The 19,081-nt window shown below is 68.9% G+C and carries 17 protein-coding genes and 1 pseudogene; 8 read left to right on the forward strand and 10 right to left on the reverse strand.

Translation table 11 applies throughout. From position 1 onward, the window contains the following. Positions 1-99: 99 nt before the first annotated feature. Both AX669_RS06830 and AX669_RS06835 read left to right on the forward strand, forming a co-directional pair. Positions 100-827 (forward strand): annotated as a pseudogene (locus tag AX669_RS06830) (response regulator transcription factor). Then, positions 824-2,347, forward strand: a complete 1,524-nt coding sequence (locus tag AX669_RS06835) for a sensor histidine kinase KdpD (RefSeq protein WP_062257436.1) — start codon at positions 824-826, stop codon at positions 2,345-2,347. Before AX669_RS06830 ends, AX669_RS06835 begins: the two are co-directional and overlap by 4 nt. A gap of 63 nt (positions 2,348-2,410) precedes the next feature. Here AX669_RS06835 and crcB read toward each other — a convergent pair whose 3' ends face one another. The 8 genes from crcB to AX669_RS06875 all read right to left on the reverse strand — a co-directional run bounded on the left by crcB (position 2,411) and on the right by AX669_RS06875 (position 8,379). After that, complete coding sequence (gene crcB / locus AX669_RS06840) at positions 2,411-2,758, reverse strand: fluoride efflux transporter CrcB (RefSeq protein ID WP_040014710.1); 348 nt, start codon at positions 2,756-2,758, stop codon at positions 2,411-2,413. Beyond that, positions 2,758-3,144: a CrcB family protein gene (locus tag AX669_RS06845; protein WP_231729460.1), complete on the reverse strand. Its 387-nt coding sequence runs from the start codon at positions 3,142-3,144 to the stop codon at positions 2,758-2,760. Before AX669_RS06845 ends, crcB begins: the two co-directional genes overlap by 1 nt. 112 nt (positions 3,145-3,256) lie before the next feature. Next, positions 3,257-5,296: a PhoX family phosphatase gene (locus AX669_RS06850; protein WP_062257438.1), complete on the reverse strand. Its 2,040-nt coding sequence runs from the start codon at positions 5,294-5,296 to the stop codon at positions 3,257-3,259. 156 nt (positions 5,297-5,452) lie between these two features. Next, complete coding sequence (locus AX669_RS06855; RefSeq protein ID WP_062257441.1) at positions 5,453-6,067, reverse strand: methylated-DNA--[protein]-cysteine S-methyltransferase; 615 nt, start codon at positions 6,065-6,067, stop codon at positions 5,453-5,455. After that, complete coding sequence (locus AX669_RS06860; protein ID WP_062257442.1) at positions 6,067-6,654, reverse strand: RNA polymerase sigma factor; 588 nt, start codon at positions 6,652-6,654, stop codon at positions 6,067-6,069. Before AX669_RS06860 ends, AX669_RS06855 begins: the two co-directional genes overlap by 1 nt. A gap of 85 nt (positions 6,655-6,739) precedes the next feature. Then, positions 6,740-7,315, reverse strand: coding sequence for a methylated-DNA--[protein]-cysteine S-methyltransferase (locus AX669_RS06865; RefSeq protein ID WP_051805608.1), 576 nt, complete (start codon positions 7,313-7,315; stop codon positions 6,740-6,742). Next, entirely contained in the window at positions 7,312-7,707 is a 396-nt protein-coding gene (locus tag AX669_RS06870) for a MazG nucleotide pyrophosphohydrolase domain-containing protein (protein WP_038566853.1), read from the reverse strand. The genes AX669_RS06865 and AX669_RS06870 overlap by 4 nt, the downstream gene beginning before the upstream one ends. Positions 7,708-7,836: 129 nt before the next feature. Beyond that, entirely contained in the window at positions 7,837-8,379 is a 543-nt protein-coding gene (locus AX669_RS06875) for an O-acetyl-ADP-ribose deacetylase (protein WP_006945675.1), read from the reverse strand. Between the two features lie 264 nt (positions 8,380-8,643). Here AX669_RS06875 and AX669_RS06880 point away from each other — a divergent pair, with 264 nt between their 5' ends. Beyond that, on the forward strand, positions 8,644-10,338 hold the full coding sequence (locus tag AX669_RS06880; protein ID WP_082740671.1) for a long-chain-fatty-acid--CoA ligase: 1,695 nt from the start codon (positions 8,644-8,646) through the stop codon (positions 10,336-10,338). A gap of 105 nt (positions 10,339-10,443) precedes the next feature. Here the strand turns inward: AX669_RS06880 and AX669_RS06885 are convergent, their stop codons facing one another. After that, positions 10,444-11,967 carry an MFS transporter gene (locus AX669_RS06885; RefSeq protein WP_062257446.1) on the reverse strand — a complete coding sequence of 508 codons (1,524 nt, stop codon included), beginning with the start codon at positions 11,965-11,967 and terminating at the stop codon, positions 10,444-10,446. A 387-nt stretch (positions 11,968-12,354) separates the two neighbouring features. Here AX669_RS06885 and AX669_RS06890 point away from each other — a divergent pair, with 387 nt between their 5' ends. Both AX669_RS06890 and AX669_RS06900 read left to right on the forward strand, forming a co-directional pair. Further along, positions 12,355-13,878 (forward strand): amino acid permease, encoded by a 1,524-nt coding sequence (locus AX669_RS06890; RefSeq protein WP_062257448.1) that lies wholly within the window; start codon positions 12,355-12,357, stop codon positions 13,876-13,878. Between the two features lie 775 nt (positions 13,879-14,653). Continuing rightward, a complete protein-coding gene (locus AX669_RS06900; protein ID WP_062257452.1) occupies positions 14,654-14,875 on the forward strand; it encodes a hypothetical protein in 222 nt (73 codons plus the stop codon). On the opposite strand, the gene AX669_RS06905 is transcribed toward AX669_RS06900, so the two are convergent. Beyond that, complete coding sequence (locus tag AX669_RS06905) at positions 14,845-15,138, reverse strand: GNAT family N-acetyltransferase (protein WP_006945741.1); 294 nt, start codon at positions 15,136-15,138, stop codon at positions 14,845-14,847. The genes AX669_RS06900 and AX669_RS06905 overlap by 31 nt on opposite strands. A gap of 180 nt (positions 15,139-15,318) precedes the next feature. Here AX669_RS06905 and AX669_RS06910 point away from each other — a divergent pair, with 180 nt between their 5' ends. From AX669_RS06910 to AX669_RS06915, 3 genes are all read left to right on the forward strand, one after another. Then, positions 15,319-16,482, forward strand: coding sequence for a phosphatase domain-containing protein (locus AX669_RS06910; protein ID WP_006945749.1), 1,164 nt, complete (start codon positions 15,319-15,321; stop codon positions 16,480-16,482). Positions 16,483-16,634: 152 nt separating this feature from the next. Next, a complete protein-coding gene (locus AX669_RS13350) occupies positions 16,635-16,820 on the forward strand; it encodes a hypothetical protein (protein WP_136788793.1) in 186 nt (61 codons plus the stop codon). 114 nt (positions 16,821-16,934) lie between these two features. Beyond that, entirely contained in the window at positions 16,935-19,028 is a 2,094-nt protein-coding gene (locus AX669_RS06915) for a thioredoxin domain-containing protein (RefSeq protein WP_006945681.1), read from the forward strand. Positions 19,029-19,081 lie beyond the last annotated feature (53 nt).

The following is a 19,081-nucleotide window of genomic DNA, read 5'->3' on the forward strand; positions in this document are numbered from 1 at the left end:
TCCTGGGCACGGAGATCAAACTATCGCCCCTTCCTCAGAATTCCCTCTCATGGAAATGTGGTCTGTTTCGCGGGTCTCGGCGGCTTCTATCGTGGGAGCATGAACACCCGCGAGGCATCCTTTCGTCACGTCACCGGACGTGCGGCGCGCGTCCTCATCGTCGACGACGAGGAGGGCCTGCTCGCGTCGCTGTCGGCGGCGTTCACGTTCCAGGGCTGGCAGGTGCTGACGGCGACGACCGGCTCGCAGGCCGTCGCCCTCGCGCGGCGCGAGAGCCCGGACGTCGTCGTCCTCGACATCGGGCTGCCGGACACGGACGGTTTCGACGTCCTCGCCCGCATCCGCTCGATCCTGCCCGAGGCGGGAGTCATCTTCCTCACGGCGCGGGATGCGTTGGAGGACAGGGTGAGTGGCATCCGGCAAGGCGCTGACGACTACCTGACGAAGCCGTTCAGCCTCGAGGAGGTCATCGTCCGCGCCGAGGCCCCATGCGCCGCAGCGGCATCGTCGCGCAGGGGCAGGGCGAGCATCTCGTCGTCGACGACCTCGTCATCAACACCCTGACGTACGAGGTGTCGCGCGCCGGCGAACCGATTCGTCTGACCGCCACCGAGTTCGCGCTCGCGCGGCACCTGGCGCAGAACGCGCGTCGCGTGTGCTCGAAGCAGGAGTTGCTCGCCGCGGTGTGGGGCGAGGATTTCCAGGGCGGTGAGCACGTCGTCGAGCTCTACATCAGCTACCTGCGCAAGAAGATCGACGGGTCGCATCCGGCGCTCATCCACACAGCGCGGGGCCTCGGATACACGATGCGACCCGCTGCGGGATGAACCTCGCACGGCTGCGGCCACGCAAGCTGAGCGCGCGCGTCGCGGTGCTCGTCATGACGCTGACGATGGTGCTCGCCGCCATCGGCTGCGTCGCCTCGTTCCTGCTGTCACGCGCCGTCATCCACGCGAGCATCGACGACACCCTGCACGTTGCGGTCAACCACGAGCACACGTCGGCGCAGGAGCTGGCGGAAGAACTACCGTCCGGGGCGATCGTCATGGTGCGACGTGGCGACCGGCTCGACGTGCGCGCCAACGGCCCCGACCGCGTGGTGGCGGCGGAGGACGCCACCGCGCTGCGAACCGAGCTCGATCGCCCGGACGGCCTGCGCGACGTCAAGCTGCCCGAACGCGACGACATGCGCGTCGCCACGCTGAGGCAGCCCGGCACCGAGGTGCTCGCTGCCGTCAGCATGGAACCTGCGGAGCGCGACCTCACCCGCCTCGCCGCGTGGCAACTGGCACTGTGGGTGCCCGCGGGCATCGTGGCGAGCGCCGTCGGCGTGTGGCTGACGCGACGTCAGGTGCGGCCCCTGCAGGCCGTCACGCGCACCGCGCGCAGTATCGCCGAGACACCCGCGGAATCGGTGGAGGACGCCGTCAGCCGCCGTGTGCCCGAACCGCGACGAGCCGCCGACGAGGTGGGGGTGCTCACGCACGCCATCAACGATCTGCTGCAGGTCGAGGCGGCCCTCGCGCGCCGCGACGAGAGCGAGGCCGCCCTGCGCACCATGCTGGCCGACGTCAGCCATGAACTGCGCACGCCGCTGGCCGTCGTGCGATCGCATGCCGAGCTGTCCGCGTCGATGCTCGCGCGCGCCGTGGAGGCCGAGCGATCCGAGGCGGCGGGCGACTCTGCCGGCGGGGGCCTCCCGGGCGTTGAGGGCCAGGATGGCGGCGCTGACCACGGACGTAGGGCGGCGAGTGACGTCCGAGCGCTCGAGCTCGAGCTGGCGCCATCGCTGCGTCGCATCGAACGCGAGAGCATCCGCATGGCTCGCCTCGTCGAGGATCTGTTGCTCCTCGCCCACCTCGACGCCGGCCAACGCGCGGCACAGGAAAGCGTCGACGTCACGTTCCTCGCGTTGGAGGCGTTGTCCGACGCGAAACTGATGGCGCCGCAGCACCTGTGGGCGTTCGACGCGCCGGACGAGGTGTGCGAGATCGTGGGCGACGAGAACGGGGTGCGCCGCGTCATCGTCAATCTGGTGACGAACGCGCGACGCCACACGCCCGCCGGTACGCGCGTGCAGCTCAGCGTGCGCGACGCCGGCGACAGCGTCGTCGTCGAGGTGGCCGACGACGGGCCGGGGCTGCCCGCGTCCGTCGCCGCCGAACCAGGGCGACGTTTCAAGGGGGCGTCGCGTTCGGACACCGATCGTCGCGGTGGGCTGGGCCTCGCCATCACGATGGCACTCGCGGAGTCGATGGAGGCGAGCATCCACTTCGACTCCAGCACTGCCGGCACGACGGCGATCGTGACGTTGCCGCGCCGCCCCGCAGCGCTCGGGGCTGAGTGAGCTTCGGTTCCAGCCGGTCGCGGTGTCGGATGCGCGGCTCGGCAGCCGGCCCGAGCCCGGCCGTCAGGCGATGCGGTGGGCCAACAGGATGACGGCGACGCAGACGACGACGCTGCCCACCGCATACGCGAGAGCTGTGGCCGCGCGCCGTGCGCGCAGCAGGGTGAGCGTTTCGACGCTCGCGGTGGAGAACGTCGTGAAGCCGCCGCAGACGCCCGTGACGACGAGGGCGCTCAACCATCCTGGGCGAGGATGCGCGGTGAGGACGCCGAGCACGAACGAGCCGAGGAGGTTGACGGCGAACGTCGAGTGGGGCCACGTGCGTGGGCCGCGGGCCTTCATCTCTCCGTCGAGGACGAAGCGCAGGACGGCTCCGACAGCGCCGCCGAGGGCGATGAGCGGCCACGTCATCATGCGCTGCTCCGAGGTGCCCAACGGGCGGTGACGACGGCCCCCGCCGCCGCGGCTACGAGTCCGAGCGCGACCTCCGCGACGGCGAGGCCCACTCCCGACCCAGCGGAGCGTTCGGCGACCTCTCGCGCGAACGTGCTGTACGTCGTGAAGGCCCCGCAGAACCCGGTGCCGAGCAGCAGACGCCAGGCCGGGCGGTCGCCTGCGCGGGTGAAGAACTCGAGCAGCCCGCCGAGGACGAACGCGCCGACGAGGTTGACCGTCAGCGTCGCCCACGGCGCATGCATCGCGGCCGCAACACCGGCGCGGGCCACCGCCCCCGCTGCGCCGCCCAGGGCGACGAGAGCGACCATCGAGACGCGACGATGCAAGGCGGGCGAACTCACGGCCCGAGCCTAGGCCATGACGCATGACGCCGGCGGCTCACCCGATGCGCGGGTGAGCCGCCGGCGCCTGCTCGTCTGACCTCACGCCTCACGCTCGGTCAGACGAGCATCGTCATTTCGCGTAGGAGACGATGACCGACGGGCGGGGGAAGGCGTCCGTGTGCGGCCACGTGCTCGTCGGCTTCTCGAACGTCGCGTCGTCGGTCTCGCCCGGGTGCTGCACGGCCGTGAAGACGGAAAGCTGGTCCGGGCTGACGAGCGGCCCGCAGGTCTCGGCGCCGAAGGGCACCGTGAGGAACTGCTGGACGCGGCCGCGCTCCGGCCCGTTCGTCGGGACACGGAAGAGCCCGTCGTTGGAACCGAGCTGGTTGCCGTCGGTGGAGATCCACAGGTTGCCGACGGCGTCGAAGGCGACGTTGTCGGGGCAGCTGATCGGGCTGACGTGCTCCTTCGGGAAGCCGGCGAAGTACGTCTCCTGCGCGGCCGGGTCACCGCAGATGAGCATGAGATCCCAGGTGAAGTCGGTCGAGGTCTCGTACCCCTTGCCGCAGGAGCGGCCACGGCCCTCCGTGATCTCGAGGATGTATCCGTTGCGGTTGCCGGACGTGGCCGTGAGCGGCTCGCCCAGCTTCTTGCGTGTCATCGACGAGGCCAGGGGATTGGCCTCGTCCGTGGTGAACTTCTTGCCGCGGTCGGAGTTGTTCGTCAGCGCGCAGTAGATCTTGCCGTTGACGGGGTTCGGCTCGATGTCCTCGGGGCGGTCCATGCGCGTCGGACCGACCTTGTCGGCCGCCAGGCGCGTGTGGACGAGCACCTCCGCGACGCTCATGCCCGGAACGTACGACTTCTTCTCGCTCGTGAGCGGGATCCACGTGCCCGTGCCGTCGTGGACGCCGTCGGCGTCGCCGTCACCGGTGAACTTCGCGACGTAGAGCGTGCCGGCGGACAGCAGTGTCTTGTTGTGGCGGCGTGCGGCGGGCGAGGCACTGCGCTGGTAGCGGTCACGTGAGACGAACTTGTAGATGTACTCGCCCTTCTCGTCGTCGCCGGTGTAGGCGACGACGCGGCCGTCACGTGCGATCGTGACGTTGCAGCCTTCGTGCTTCACGCGGCCGAGCATCGTGTGCTTGACGGGCGGGGCGGACGGGTCGAGCGGGTCGAGCTCGACGATCCAACCGAAGCGGTTGGCCTCGTTCGGGGTCTTCGTCAGGTCGAAGCGCTCGTCGACGTCCTTCCACCCCTTGCCCTGGCCGGTGATGCCGTACCGCTTGTAGGCATCGGCCTGCTTGGGGTCGAGCGCGCCGGAGGCGTCGAAGTAACCGTGGAAGTTCTCCTCGCCGTGCAGCGTCGTGCCCCACGGTGTGGTGCCGCCGGAGCAGTTGGCGAAGGTGCCGAGGATCGTCGTGCCCTTGGGGTCAGCCTTGGTGCGCAGCAGCTCGTGACCAGCGGCGGGGCCGTCGACGCGCAGCGGCGTGCTGGCCGTGATGCGGCGGTTGTAGCGCGAGCAGCGCGGGTCGCTGGCCTTCCATGACCCCTTGGCCCGGCCCTTCTCGATGGCGACGACCGCCAGACCGTGCGCGGCCATCTCGATCTTCTTCTTGAGCAGCTCGTCCGTCCCGGTCGGGAACATCAGTTCCGGGTCGGTGTACTCGTGGTTGACGCTCAGCAGGGCGCGGCGACCGTCGAGCGGGATGATGCCGACATAGTCGTTGTTGTAACCGAACTGCTGCGCCTGTGCCTCGGGCGTCTGGTGGTGGACGTCGAAACGCGGTGCGCGCTTGGTGACGGGGTCGCCCCAACGGATGATCACGTCGTGCGTGAACCCTTCGGCGTTGACGACGTCATCCTTGCGGTTCGGCGCGACGGAGGTGAAGGAGGCTCGCCCGACGTTGCGCTCGGGTCGCGGGTGGTGGCCGTGCGCAGTGTCCGCCGCAGCAGCCTGCGCGCCGAAACCGGCGAGCACCATGGCGCCCGCGGAGCCCGTGAGCATCGCGCGACGGGCGATGGCACGCTGAGCGAGAGTCTGGAACTCCTCGTTGCCTGAGGTGTTCGGCGTCGGCGCGTCGCACTGGTTGGCGCAGCGGTACTCGCACGTCTTCGCGCTGCGCGAACCGTGGCGGGTATTGATGAGGGGGAGCAGCTTGGGGCTCATGGGGTCTCCTCGCCGGGGCGGAAAGTCGGGAGCTGATCAGGGCGGACGGTGGGGGCGCCCACGCGGGTCGATCCTTGGGCGTCGAGGCAGACACGAGACGTCGCGCAGATGTCGTCGGCGTAAACCCTGAGAGCCGGCTGCATGACTTAGGTGGGCCTAAGGCGCGGCGGCGGACTCGAGCTCGAGCAACCGCTGCTTCGCCTCGACGCCGCCGAGGTAGTTGCCGAGGGAGCCGTCGCTGCGCACGACCCGGTGACAGGGGAGCACGATGGGTAGCGGATTGCTCGCGCAGGCACTGCCGACGGCGCGAACCGCGCGGGGGCGTCCCGTCGAGGAGGCGAGATCGGCGTAGCTGATGGTGCGGCCGTAGGGAATCGTGGGCAGGCTCGACTGCACCTCCCGTCGGAAGGGGGCGGTCGACAACGACAGGTCGGGCGTCACGCTGAACTCCACGCGCACCCCGGTGAAGTACAGGTCGAGCTGGCGGCGCAGGGTGTCGGCGCGCCGGGGTGAGCGCAGCGTGCGGCGTCCGAGACGTTCACCGAGGTCGTCGAGCACGGCGTCGAAGCCCTCCGACTCGAACGCGACGCGGACGACGGCGTCGTCGCGGAAGGCGAGCAGGAGCCGGCCGAGCAGCGTCTCGTGCGTCGTCCACACGACGTCGACGTCCCGCGGACGCACATGTTCGAGCAGCCGATTCGTCAGCGCCTCGGTCGATGCCGCGTCGGTGAAGGCGTCGATGGTCGTGGTGAACACGTCGTCGCTGGTCATCAGGTGTCCTCTCGGGTCGGGATGAGTCGATGACGCAGCGCGGCGATGGCGTCGGCTCCGCAACGTCGGGCGGCCGCCGTCGAGCAGCCGAGCTTGTCGGCGATCTCCGGGTAGGTCCACTGCCCCACGTAGCGGTGCACGACAACGAACTGCTGCCGTTCGCTCAGAGCGCCCACGTGGCTCCACAACTCGCCGTCCCAGGCCCCGACGTCGGCGCCCGGGTGGACGTCGTCGACGAACAGGCGTTGAAGCGCCTGCCCGGCGTCGTCGTCCTTGACGGCTCCGGCGCCGAGGCGCCGCGATCGAGTCGAGTCGTGGGCCGCCTCGAGATCGCGGACGGGCTCGGGGTGTGGTGCGGCGCGTCGATTCCGTCGCACGATGTCGACGCTCTTGTGCCGCGCCACGCGCACGAGCCATGCCTCGACGTCTTCGATGTCGTCGAACGGGTAGCCCCGCAGAGCCGCGAGAAACGTCTCGGACCAGGCGTCCTCCGCGTCCGCACCGGGCCCCAGGGTCGCGGCGCACACGCGCAGAACCGTCGGCCCATGGCGTTCGACGATCTCGTGGAAGAGCGGTTGCTGTGTCATCACTCAGGAGTCGTCCGAGAACGACGAAGTGTGAGGTCGGCGAGAGAACTTTTTTCGCAACCGAGCCGAGCGGCGCGAGAACCGTTCAGAACAAACGGGATTCACGGGTCGTCTCGCTCTCCTCGTGGGCGAGGAGCCAGCGTTTGCGATCCAGGCCGCCGGCGAAGCCGACGAGGGAACCGTCCGAGCCGACGACGCGGTGGCACGGCACGATGACGCTGACCGGGTTGTGACCGACGGCCTGCCCGACGCCCTGTGCCTGGCCAGGGGTGGCGACTCCGTCGGGTGAGAGCGACGCCGACAGCTCGCCGTACGTCGTCGTCTCGCCGGGAGGGATCCGCAGCAACAGCTCCCAGACGCTGCGTTGGAACGGGGTGCCGAGCGGGGCGAGCGGAAGGTCGAAATCGGTCCGCTCCCCGGCGAACCAGGCGGTGAGTTGCTGCGCCGCGGCGTCGAGGAGGGCATCGTCACGCTGCTCCACTCGCGCCCCGAACCACGCCGCGTCCGGCTGATGCGCCTGGCCGTCGAAGTAGGCGCCGAGCACCCCGTCATCGCTCACGGCGACGAGCATGTCGCCCAGCGGCGTCGCGAGGCGGGTTGACCGACGATTCTGCGCGCTCGCGCCGTCACCGCGCAGCAGGGGAGGACTCGCGACGGTCATGACGACGCCTGCGAGTCATCGTCGGACGGCTCGGGCCACCGATGGGCGAGTGGCTCGGGCGCCAGACCTGCGGCTCGATCGGCGTGAAACTTCTCCCACGGGAGCCACTTCGTCGTCAGCGCTGATTCGATGTCGATACCCGCGCTCCGAGCGAAGACCAGGATCATGGCGAACGCGTCGGCGACCTCACCCTCGAGGTCCTGGCGCAGCTCGTCGTCGCTCTTGCCCCGGTTTCGACCCTGCCCGCTCGAGGCGAGATAGGCCTGCGTGAGCTCCCCGACCTCCTCGGTGAGCTTGAGCAGGACCCACTCCGGCGTGCGCTCCACAGCGAAGTACTCGCCGTACGCAGCCGAGATGCCCTCGATGCGTCCACTCCACTCGTTCAGCTCCATGGTCGAAGCCAACCACGCGGCGCCGACAAGCCATCGAACGTGGCCACCCAACCGGCCCGCAGGAACGCTCCCCGCACCCTGCCGTTGGTCTGCCCGAGAGAGATCCGACTCGCCTTGGCCGGGATGCGGTCAGGCTCGGTCGGCAGCACGTTCGAAAGCGGCGAGTGCGCGATCGTCGTACAGCACGAAACGGATCAACCGGACATGTGCACATCGGGCGGAACGCGCCACCTCGAGAGCGATGCACGCGACCTCTTCGACGTCCCAGCCGTACACGCCCGCGCTGATGGCGGGAAAGGCCACGGAGCGGCATTCCGCCTCGTCGGCGATCCGCAATGACTCGGCGAAACAGGAGCTTAGAAGAGCCGGATCCGTCTGGCCCGCATGACGATTCGGGCCGACAGTGTGGATGACGTAGCGCGCGGGCATCCGCCCCGCGCCGGTGATGACGGCCTCGCCGGTCGGTAATCCGCCCGTCAGCCGTGTCGCGCGCAGCTTGCGACACTCCTCGCGCAGCTGCGGCCCTGCTGCGGCATGGATGGCACCGTCCACGCCGCCACCGCCGAGCAGGCCCGAGTTCGCGGCGTTGACGACGGCGTCGACCTGCTCGGTCGTGATGTCGCCACGCACGATCTCGACGGAGGGGGCCTCATGGACTGTCACGGTGTTCATGGCACCCATCCTGCACCGCGCCGCAGTTCCGCAGGTGGGGACGGGATTCGCGAATGTGACCGAAAATCGCACAGGGGACAGGAATCGCGACCGGGGACGTAGTTCGCAGGAGGGGACAGGAATCGCCGATGGGTACTACGGGTGTAGAAGCTCGACGTGACGGGGCATACACTCGAAGACGGTGCCGGCGATCCCGCTCGGCACCTCGTGCTGTGACGAGACCAGCCGTGACGAGGCGCGACGCGCCGATGGAGGATGACGACGATGCTGACGAACGCGCTGTGGGCGAACTCCTACTCGCCCGGTGTGCCCCTGCGCCTCGATTACGGCACGGCGACGCTCGTCGATCAGTTCGACTCCGCCGTCGCGCGATTCGGCGATCGCCCGGCCATCGACTTCATGGGGCGCGTCACGACCTACGACCAGCTCAAGGCTCAGGTCGACGCCGCCGCGGCCGGTCTGTTGGACCTCGGTGTCACGGCGGGCGACCGCGTCGCCGTCCTGCTGCCTGGCTGCCCGCAGAACGTCGTCGTCACGCAGGCGATCATGCGCATCGGCGCGATCGCGGTGCAGCACAACCCGCTCTACACGATCGGTGAGCTGCGCGCGCCGTTCGAGGACCACGAGGCCGAGGTCGTCATCGCATGGGACAAGATCAGCCCGATGCTCGTCGACCTCGCGCAGGAGAACGGCGTCCGCCACATCGTCGCGATCGACGTGACGGCGGAGCTGCCGTTCGTCAAGCGTCTCGCGCTGCGCCTGCCGGTGAAGAAGGCGCGCGAGTCGCGCGAGCGGCTCACCGGCCCGGCGCCCGAGGGCCTGCTGAGCTGGAACGACCTGCTCTCACGCGGCACGCTGCCCGTCGACCACCCCAAGCCATCGGCCGGTGACCCGGCGATCATGCTCTACACCTCGGGCACGAGCGGCACCCCCAAGGGCGTCCCGCTCACGCACGCGAACCTCGCTGCCAACTGCCTGCAGGGCAAGGCGTGGGCGCAGCTGCGTGACGGTGAGGAGACGTTCCTCGTCGTCCTCCCGATGTTCCACGCGTACGGTCTGACGATCGGCGTCCTCGCGGGCATCAACCTCGGCGCGTGCCTGCTCATGCTGCCCGCCCCCGAGGTGCCGCTCATCATCGACGCCGTGAAGCGTCGCACCCCGACGTTCGCTCCGGGTGTACCGCCGCTGTACGCCCGCATCCTCGACGAGGCGGAGAAGCGCGACGTCAGCCTCGAGGGCATCCGCATCGGCCTGTCGGGCGCGATGTCGCTGCCGTCCGCGCTCGTGCAACGCTGGGAGGAGGCGACGGGCGGCCACCTCATCGAGGGCTACGGCCTCACCGAGACGAGCCCGGTCGTCGTCGGCAACCCCATCTCCGACGATCGTCGCGCCGGCTCGATCGGCGTGCCGTTCCCCGACGTCGAGATCCGCCTCGCCGATCCCGAGGACGTCACGAAGGACGCGCCGGAGTCCGGCCCGGGCGAGCTGCTCGTCAAGGGTCCGCAGGTCTTCGGTGGCTATTACAAGAAGCCCGAGGCGACGCAGGAGGCGTTCCACGACGGCTTCTTCCGCACCGGCGACGTCGTCGAGATGGGTGAGGGCGGCTACCTGACGGTCGTCGACCGCATCAAGGAGATGATCGTCACCGGTGGCTTCAACGTCTACCCGAGCGAGGTCGAAGGCGTGCTGCGCGAACACGACTCGATCGCTGACGCCGCCGTCGTCGGGCTGCCCGCCACCGCGGGCGGTGAGGACGTCGTCGCCGCCGTCGTGCTCGCCGACGGCCACACCGATGCTGACGCCGAGGCGCTGCGCCGCCACGTCAAGGGCAAGCTGACGGCGTACAAGGCGCCGCGTCGCTTCGTCGTCGTCGACGAACTGCCGACGAACCCGATGGGCAAGGTGCTGCGCCGCGAGGTCACCAAGCTGCTGCACGAGCACGCGAACCAGGGCGACTGAACGAGCGGTGGTCGCGGCGACACGGCGGCGAAGGCCGCCACCCCGATCGGGTGGCGGCCTTCGTGGCTGCGAGCGCTGTGGACTCAGCGCTCGCGGCAGCGGACGTCAGTGCTTCTCGGCGTCGGAAGTGGTCCCCGCGGTTGCCGCGTTCGCGGCGTCGTGCGCGTCGAACGGCAGGTCCTCGTGGACGATGTCGGGGTTGTCGTGCTGCGTCTCGACGAGTTCGTGGGCCTCTTCGTCGGAGGCGACCGTCGGCATCGAACCCGGCAGCGGTCTACGCGCCGACTCCTTCATCGCGATCAATGCGATGCCGCCGAGCACGGCGAAGAACATCGTGTAGAGCGCCGGCGCGTTCTTGCTGCCGGTCCACTTGACGAGCGCTTCGCTGATCATCGGCGCGGTGCCGCCGAACAGGGAGACGGCGATGTTGTACGACAGCGCCATGCCGCCGAAGCGTGAGGCCGTCGGGAACAGCGCGGGCAGCGTCGAGGCCGACATCGCGACGTAGAAGCAGACGGAGAAGGCCAGCATGAACATCGCGACGAAGGCCAGCGTCTGGTTCTTCATCATCATGTAGGCGGGGTAGGTGAACAGCAGCGTCGAGATGATCGCGATCCAGTAGACGGGCTTGCGGCCGATCTTGTCCGACAAGCGCCCGACGAAGGGCACGGCCAGGGAGAGCGCCACGAGCGCCGGGATGGTGGCTGCAGCGGCACCCAGGGTGGTGTAGCCGTGGTTGCTCTCGAGGTAACCGGGCATGTACGACGTGAGCGAGTAGCCGGCGGTGTTCGTCGCGCCGACGAGCGCCATGGCGATGAGCAGCGGGCGCCAGTGGTGCTTGATGATGCCGACCGGGCCGAGCTGCGTCTGCGACTCGTCGATGGCGTCGTTGCTCTCGGCTGCCTCGTTGGCGGCCTGCGTGTTCTCGAACGTCGGCGACTCGTCGATCTTCATGCGGAAGTACATGGCGAGCAGGCCGAACGGCAGAGCGAGCAGGAACGGGATGCGCCAGCCCCAGTCGTCCATCGTCTCGGAGCCGAGGCCGATGCTGAACAGTGCGACGACGGCGGCGCCGACCGCGAAACCGAGGTAGGAACCGGTGTCGAGGAAGCTCGAGAAGTAGCCGCGACGCTTGTCGGGGGAGTACTCGGAGACGAACGTCGTTGCGCCCGAGTACTCACCGCCAGTGGAGAAGCCCTGGATGAGGCGGCAGATGATGAGACCGGCGAACGCCCACCAGCCGGCGGTCGAGAACGACGGCAGCAGACCGATGGCGCCCGTCGCGATCGACATGGCCAGCATCGTGATGGCGAGCGTCTTCTGACGCCCGATCTTGTCGCCGAGGGGGCCGAAGACGAGGCCACCGAAGGGGCGGGCGAGGAAGCTGACGGCGAACACGGCGAAGGTGATGATCATCTTCGTCGAGTCGTCGCCACCCTCGGGCTGGAACACCTTCGTCATCGTGGCGGCGAGGTAGCCGTAGATGCCGAAGTCGTACCATTCCATGAGGTTGCCCATGGTGGCGCCCGTGATGGCTTTCTTGAGTGGAGCTTTCTCGACCACGGTGATGTGGTCGCGTTCGAGCTCGCGGGGCTCGCCGTCCGGTGCGGCGGAAGCGGTATGGGACATGTGTGTTTCTCCTGCGCACGTTCGGGTGGGCGAAGCCGGGCCCGCAGCGCATTCGTCGCTCGTGGGTGTTCGTCTCGAATGGGAAAAAACGGTTCTCATCCCATCGCCGATGCCCCGGAATGTCCAGTGCTCGGACGCCTTGCGGCCCCGATCTGCGAGGTTCGGCACCGCTGAGGCAGCGCGGCGCCACAGCTTTGTCGCGACGATGTGATTTGCCGCACATCTCACGCCGCAGCAGGGGTTGTCGGCCCCCGTGTCGCCCCTTCTCCGGGCGGCTCGCGTTGCTACTCTGAGCCCGGCTCGCCCGCCGGGCAGGTGCCCCGGCGAGGAACCGAACGACCGGTCCTCACGCCGCGTCATCCACTTCTCGATCTCGCAGGAGACGCCATGGCCACCACACAGGCCGATTCCACGCCCGCCGAGCCGTCAGGGCCGGCGGGCTCCGTCGCCGACCCGGCGCCTGGCGCGGGTGGTCAGAACGAGCTGCGACGCGACCTCAATGCGCGCCACCTCAACATGATCGCCATCGGCGGCGCCATCGGGACGGGCCTGTTCCTCGCTTCCGCCGGTTCGATCCACGAGGCGGGCCCCGGCGGCGCGCTCGTCGCGTACGGCGTCATCGGGTTCATGGTGTGGTTGCTCATGCAGAGCCTCGGCGAGATGTCGACGTATCTGCCGCTCGCCAACTCGTTCGAGGCGTACGGCACCCGATTCGTCAGCCGCAGCTTCGGCTTCGCGCAGGGCTGGAACTACTGGTTCAACTGGGCGATCACGGTCGCGGCGGAGATCGCGGCGGCGGGCGCCGTCGTCAACTACTGGGCGCCGGACGTCGACCAGCGTCTCGTCGCGCTCGTCTTCTTCGCCATCCTGTTCGCCATCAACGCGATCAGTGTTCGCGCCTTCGGCGAGAGCGAGTTCCTGTTCGCCTCGATCAAGGTCATCACCGTCCTCGTGTTCCTCGCCGTCGGCGTCCTCATGATCTTCGGCATCATGACGGAGGCGCCCGGCACGAAGAACTGGACCACCGGCCAGGCGCCGTTCGTCGGCGGGTTCTCGGGCATCATCGCGATCTTCATGATCGCCGGATTCAGCTTCCAGGGCACCGAGATGATCGGTGTCGCCGCCGGTGAGGCCGACGAGCCCGAGAAGACGATCCCGAAGGCCATCCGCGCCGTGTTCTTCCGCATCCTCATCTTCTACATCGGCGCGTTCGTCGTCATCGGCTTCCTGCTGCCGTACACCGACCCGCGCCTCGTCAATGCCGCTGACGGCGACATCCAGGCGTCGCCGTTCACGCTGATCTTCGAGAAGGTCGGCGTGGTCGGTGCGGCGAGCGTCATGAACGCGGTCATTCTCACCGCCATCCTGTCGGCCGGCTCGTCCGGTCTCTACGTCTCGACCCGCATGCTCTACGCGATGGCGCAGAAGGGCATGGCGCCCAGCTTCCTGCTCAAGACCAACCGCCGTTCCGTACCGATGCCGGCGCTGCTGCTGACGGCCCTCGTCGCGCTCGGCTGCTACGGGCTGAGCCTGCTCTCGTCCGACGCCTATGGCTGGCTCGTCGCTGCCTCCGGTCTCGCGGGGTTCATCACGTGGTGCGGTATTGCGTGGAGCCACCTCAAGTTCCGCAAGGCGTACGTCGCACAGGGTGGCCGCGTCGAGGATCTGCCGTTCCGCGCGAAGTGGTACCCGCTCGGGCCGGTCGTCGCGCTCGGCATGTGCGCGCTCGTCATCGTGCTGCAGAACAAAGACCTGATCTTCGAAGGCACCGTCGACCCCGGCGGCCTGCTCGAGAGCTACATCGGCCTGCCGCTGTTCCTCGCCGTGTGGGCCGGCCACAAGCTCGTGACGAAGTCGAAGAAGGTCGACCCGCTCGAGGCGGATCTCACGCGCACCCGCTCGCACTCCTGATGGCGGGTTGACCGGCTGGGCGCGTTGACAGGCCGTGCTGACTCGGCTAGCGCGCGGTGTTCGGTTTCGAGCTGTACCGGCGACTAATTTTCAGATGTGGGTCGCATTTTTTGAGATAGAAGCGATTCGTTACCGGGGTGTCGACGACCTCGTCGCGCATGTCTCGGAAGGTCTTGCGTGCCTCAGCGTTTCCTCCGCTCGAAGCCCCAGTGGTCTCCTGCACCCTCGTCGGCACCGCCGCGTCTCGCCTTCGTGACGGCGACGTCGGGAGATCTGGGTTCGCTCGAGCAGCAGCGGCGATTCCTCCGCGACGTCGCATCCGGCGTCCCGCACGTCGTCGTGGACGATCTCGCGTGAGCGCGATCGATCGCCTTGCTCGCGAACGATCCCGACGTACAGCTGCACGAGCTCGACGCGGCCGACTTGATGATCGGTCGGGCGGGCAACATGGGTGCCAGCATCGCCATCGCTCAGGGGCGTGAGGGTTTCATCCATCCCGATTCGCGCAGCATCCCACTACCAGGGTTCCTCGAGGCGTATCGCGACGCCTTTGCCGTGTGCGGCACGAGCCGCGGGTGGTTGTTCAACGGCCCCATCACCTACCTGTCGGCCGATGATGACCTGGCGGCCATGAAACGACGCAGAGTCGCGCAGCTCGTCGACCCGCACCCGCGCCGCGCGTTCCCGCCTCCTGGTGACGTGCACGCGAACGAGGACCATCGGTTGCTCCTGTCGGGCAACTTCGCCGTCCGCGTGCGCGAGTGGCGGTTGCTCGGTGGTTTCTGCCCCCGACTACCGCGACCCGGCCATCGGCGACCTCGATCTCGCGATGCGCGCCGAGCAGGCCGGGCTGTCCATGGCATGGGTCGGTGGCGCGCACGTATTGCACGCGCCGACGGCGTCGTCGACGCGTGGTGTCGAGGACCTCGCGGTGTTCGCGCGCCGTTGGGGCCACGAACCGCCCGCTCAGGAGGCCGTGACGCGCACGTCCGCGTAGTCGGGGTGCTTGTCGATCCACGACGCGACGTACGGGCAGACCGGGTCGACCTTCTTGCCGGCCGCGCGCACGTCGTCGAGCGCGAAACGGACGATCTGGCTCGCGAAACCGCGGCCACCGAAGCGCTCCGGCACGATCGTGTGCGGCATCGTGACGACGTCGCCGTCCTCGCGGTAGTCGGCGAACCCGACCTGCTCGTCGTCGAGGAAACCCTCGTAGCGGTGGGTCTCGGTGTTCTTCTTCACGGTGATGGTGTCGCTCATGCACTCACTGTGGCACGCCGAACTCGCGGGCGGGCGAGTATCCCGCGCGGTGTGTCGGTGAGGTGCGCCGGTGAGGTGCGGGGCGCCGCGTCGAGGCTCGATAAGCTGTCGCCGCGGGCGTGGTGCGCCCGGGTGGCGCCGTGATCGGCTGCCGTCAGCCGTTCGGCCAGGGGAGGCCTCGTGGGTGCCACGCTCGATCTCGTCAACTCCCTTCTCGACGGCCCGACGGGGCGACGTGATGAGAAGCAGATCCTCACGCTGCTGCGCGAGGCGCCCGCCGGTGAGCTGAACGACGTCCTCGAGAACGTCGACGCGGCCAAGCTGTTCGACGACATGGACGACCGCCTCATCGGCCCCGACAACGAGACCGCCCTCATCGAGTTGCTCACCCGCACGAGGCGTCACGAGTTGAGCATGGCGGCGCAGGTCGCCGTCATCCACGGGATGCAGGGCGGCGCGACGTCGGCTGCGATGGAGGGCGCGATCCGTGACATGCTGCTCGCCCACACGGGCAACGACCTGACGCACCTGAAGAACACGCTCAACCTCGCGAAGGGCCGACACGATCTGGAGGGTCTCGTCTTCGCCGACATCGACGACGACGCCATCCGCGCCGAGATTCTCGACCACTTCGCCGCGTCCTCGTCGCTCGAGGGTGAGCGGCAGGCGAAGACCCTGTCCGACATCGACGACACCGCCCTGGCGAAGATCCACGAGACGCGTTACCCGCGCGGAACCGTCATCCCGGGCATCATTGCGTTCTACGAAGCACTCGACCTCGGACCTCGTGACGCGCCGCTCTCGCGCGGTGACCTGACGTTCGTCACGGCGCGGCCTGCGGATGCCCTGGGGTTGATGAAGAGCTACAGCCGCGAGTCACTCACCAAGGCCGGGTTCGCGGATCTGTCGATCATGACGGGCAGCATCTTCCATCTCGCGACGCACGACGCGATGGCCGCGAAGAAGGTCGCCAACATCGCGCACTACGCGACCTTGTTTCCCGAGTACGACCTCGTGTTCGTCGGCGACTCGGGGCAGGGGGACATCGCCGTCGGCGAGCAGATCTTGCAGGCGCACGGTGACGTCGTCAAGGCCGTCTTCATCCACGACGTCGTGGCCCTGGATGCCGGACGCCGCGCCGAACTCGCCGCGAAGGGGATCTGGGTGGTCGACACCTACGTCGGTGCGGCCGCCAAGGCTCACGAGTTGGGGTTGATCTCCGAGGCGGGCGTGCAGCGCGTCATCGACGAGATCCACCGGCTGCTCGACGACGTCGAATGGGAATCGTCCGAGCAGGAGCGCGCCATGCGCGAGCTGGTGGAACGGGACGCGTCGGGCCGGTGACCGCCTGATGGCGCTGCGATGGCGTCACGATGAAGGCGTGCCTCGGGCGCGTTGGCCGCCCGGGCTCCGACGAATGTGACATACGTCAATGCAACCATCCCCCGCCGCGCGTCGGGGTTCCGCTATGAGCGCAAACCTGTCAGGGTGGAGGCATGAGCCTTGGAGCAGCGTTGGGTCTGGCCGTTCTCGTCGTCGTGACCATGTTCGTTCTCGTCTTCGTGATGGCGGGAGTCGAGACACGGATGTTCGACGACGTCATGGTCACGCCGGACGCTGAGACCGACGAGGCGCCCGTCGCGGCGCTCGAGCCGGCGGCCGAGTTGTCGCGGGCCGCCTGAACCGGATACCTGACGATGTGCGCCCCCTTCACGTGATGATCGTGACGGGGGCGCTCTGCATGCTGAATCCCTTGGGATGACGCGGTTGTCGGTGTCGGGGCCTAGCTTGGGGTCATGGCCAACCGACTCGCTGCCTCGCTGAGCCCCTACCTGCGTCAGCACGCCGACAACCCCGTCGACTGGCACGAATGGGGAGACGAGGCGTTCGCCGAGGCGCGACATCGTGACGTGCCCGTGCTGCTGTCCGTCGGCTACGCGGCGTGCCACTGGTGCCACGTCATGGCGCACGAGTCGTTCGAGGACGCAGCCATTGCGGCGCAGCTCGCCAAGGGGTTCGTCGCCGTCAAGGTCGATCGTGAGGAGCGCCCCGACGTCGACGCTGTCTACATGAACGTCACGCAGGCGCTCACCGGGCACGGCGGCTGGCCGATGACGGTGTTGCTGACGCCGGACGGTGAGCCCTTCTACGCCGGAACCTACTTCCCGCGTGAGCAGTTCTCGTCGCTGCTGCACTCGATCGGTGAGTTGTGGCGTGACGATCGGGCGCGCGTCGAGGGAGCAGCGCGTTCCATCGTCGAGGCGATGCAGACGCGCTCGCGTGCCGACGCGACGGGTTTGGGGCCTGGGGGAGATGACCTGCTCGGGCAGGGCGATCGGGCTGAGCGACAGCTCGTGGGGGTCGATCTGACGCGTGCCGTCGTCGGCCTGCGTCGCCAGTTCGACGACAGCCGGGGCGGCTTCGGTGGCGCGCCCAAGTTCCCGCCGTCGATGACGCTCGAGCACCTGCTGCGTCACCACGCCCGCACGGGCGACGCGGACGCCCTCGCGATGGCTCGCCGCACGGGCGAGGCGATGGCGCGCGGTGGCATGTACGACCAGCTCGACGGAGGGTTCGCGCGCTACAGCGTCGACGCCGACTGGGTCGTGCCGCACTTCGAGAAGATGCTGTACGACAACGCGCAACTGCTGCGGGTGTACGCGCATCTGTGGCGCGCGACCGGCGACGACTGGGCGCGTCGCGTGACCTACGAGACGGCCGACTTCATCATGCGGCGCCTCGGCACCAGTGAGGGGGCGTTTGCCTCCGCGCTCGATGCTGACACCGACGGCGTCGAAGGCCTCACCTACGTATGGAACGCGGAGGAGCTCGTCGAGGTGCTGGGCCGCAGCGACGGCGCGCGCGCCGCTGAGCTTCTCGGCGTCACCCGTCACGGCACGTTCGAAGACGGCCGCTCGACCCTGCAGCTGCGTCGTGACCCCGCCGAGCTTTTCTCGCCCGAGGTGCTGGGTGACCGCTCCCCGGACGCGTGGTGGTCAGACGTTCGGGCCAGGCTGCGCTCGGTGCGGGCCGAGCGCCCGCAGCCGGCCCGTGACGACAAGGTCGTCACGTCATGGAACGGCCTCGCCATCGCCGCGCTCGCCGAGGCCGGGATGATCCTCGAACAACCCTCGTGGGTGGCGGCGGCGCGGGAGGCGGCTGACGTCGTGCTCGCGACCCACGTCGTCGACGGCCGGTTGCGGCGGGCGTCGCTCAAAGGCCGGGTGAGCGAGGCGCTCGCCTGCGCCGATGACTACGGCAACCTCGCCGAGGGGCTGCTGGTGCTGCATCAGGCGAATGGCGAGACGCGCCATGCCGAGGTGGCGATCGGTCTGCTCGACGACGCGGCGCGCCTGTTCTTCGACGGCGACACCGTGTACGACACGGGGTCGGACGCGTCGCAGCTCTTCATCAGGCCGCGCTCCGACGGCGACAACGCCGAACCGTGCGGCGCGTCGTCGCTCGCCTCGGCGTACGTCATGGCGTTCGCTCTGACGGGGCACGGCGATTACCGCGTGCGAGCTCTTGCCTGCCTGTCCGGCCTCGTGGGTGTGATGGCGTCGAACCCGCGGTTCGCCGGCTGGGCGCTCGCTGCGGCGGAGGCGCTCGCTGCGGGGCCGGTGCAGGTCGCCGTCGTCGACCCTGCGGATGGGGGTGCGGCTGCGGGGTCCGGCGATGGGCCGCTTGATGCGGCCGAGGCGGATGAGATGTGGCTGCGCGCCTGGCGTTCGACGGGTCCGGGGTTGGTGCGTGTTCGTGGCGCTGCCGACGCCGGCGGGGTGCCGTTGCTGGCAGATCGCCCTGCGGTCGACGGCCAGACGACGGCGTACGTATGCCGGGGTTTCGTGTGCGATGCCCCCGTGACGAGGGCGGACGAGATGAACATCTGAGGTGCGCCGCGCGGGCGGCGAGCGCCGATCGTCGTGGGGGTGATGAGGGTGGG

This window comes from Dermacoccus sp. CCH2-D9, assembly GCF_001556795.1.
In the GTDB taxonomy this organism is placed as follows: domain Bacteria; phylum Actinomycetota; class Actinomycetes; order Actinomycetales; family Dermatophilaceae; genus Dermacoccus; species Dermacoccus nishinomiyaensis.

Excerpts from the sequence above, each read along its gene's own strand:
- AX669_RS06835 (WP_062257436.1), top strand. The coding sequence starts at position 824 with ATGAACCTCGCACGGCTGCGGCCACGCAAGCTGAGCGCGCGCGTCGCG.
- crcB (WP_040014710.1), bottom strand. The coding sequence starts at position 2,758 with ATGACGTGGCCGCTCATCGCCCTCGGCGGCGCTGTCGGAGCCGTCCTG.
- AX669_RS06850 (WP_062257438.1), bottom strand. The coding sequence starts at position 5,296 with ATGAGCCCCAAGCTGCTCCCCCTCATCAATACCCGCCACGGTTCGCGC.
- AX669_RS06855 (WP_062257441.1), bottom strand. The coding sequence starts at position 6,067 with ATGACCAGCGACGACGTGTTCACCACGACCATCGACGCCTTCACCGAC.
- AX669_RS06860 (WP_062257442.1), bottom strand. The coding sequence starts at position 6,654 with ATGACACAGCAACCGCTCTTCCACGAGATCGTCGAACGCCATGGGCCG.
- AX669_RS06865 (WP_051805608.1), bottom strand. The coding sequence starts at position 7,315 with ATGACCGTCGCGAGTCCTCCCCTGCTGCGCGGTGACGGCGCGAGCGCG.
- AX669_RS06870 (WP_038566853.1), bottom strand. The coding sequence starts at position 7,707 with ATGGAGCTGAACGAGTGGAGTGGACGCATCGAGGGCATCTCGGCTGCG.
- AX669_RS06875 (WP_006945675.1), bottom strand. The coding sequence starts at position 8,379 with ATGAACACCGTGACAGTCCATGAGGCCCCCTCCGTCGAGATCGTGCGT.
- AX669_RS06880 (WP_082740671.1), top strand. The coding sequence starts at position 8,644 with ATGCTGACGAACGCGCTGTGGGCGAACTCCTACTCGCCCGGTGTGCCC.
- AX669_RS06885 (WP_062257446.1), bottom strand. The coding sequence starts at position 11,967 with ATGTCCCATACCGCTTCCGCCGCACCGGACGGCGAGCCCCGCGAGCTC.
- AX669_RS06890 (WP_062257448.1), top strand. The coding sequence starts at position 12,355 with ATGGCCACCACACAGGCCGATTCCACGCCCGCCGAGCCGTCAGGGCCG.
- AX669_RS06905 (WP_006945741.1), bottom strand. The coding sequence starts at position 15,138 with ATGAGCGACACCATCACCGTGAAGAAGAACACCGAGACCCACCGCTAC.
- AX669_RS13350 (WP_136788793.1), top strand. The coding sequence starts at position 16,635 with ATGAGCCTTGGAGCAGCGTTGGGTCTGGCCGTTCTCGTCGTCGTGACC.
- AX669_RS06915 (WP_006945681.1), top strand. The coding sequence starts at position 16,935 with ATGGCCAACCGACTCGCTGCCTCGCTGAGCCCCTACCTGCGTCAGCAC.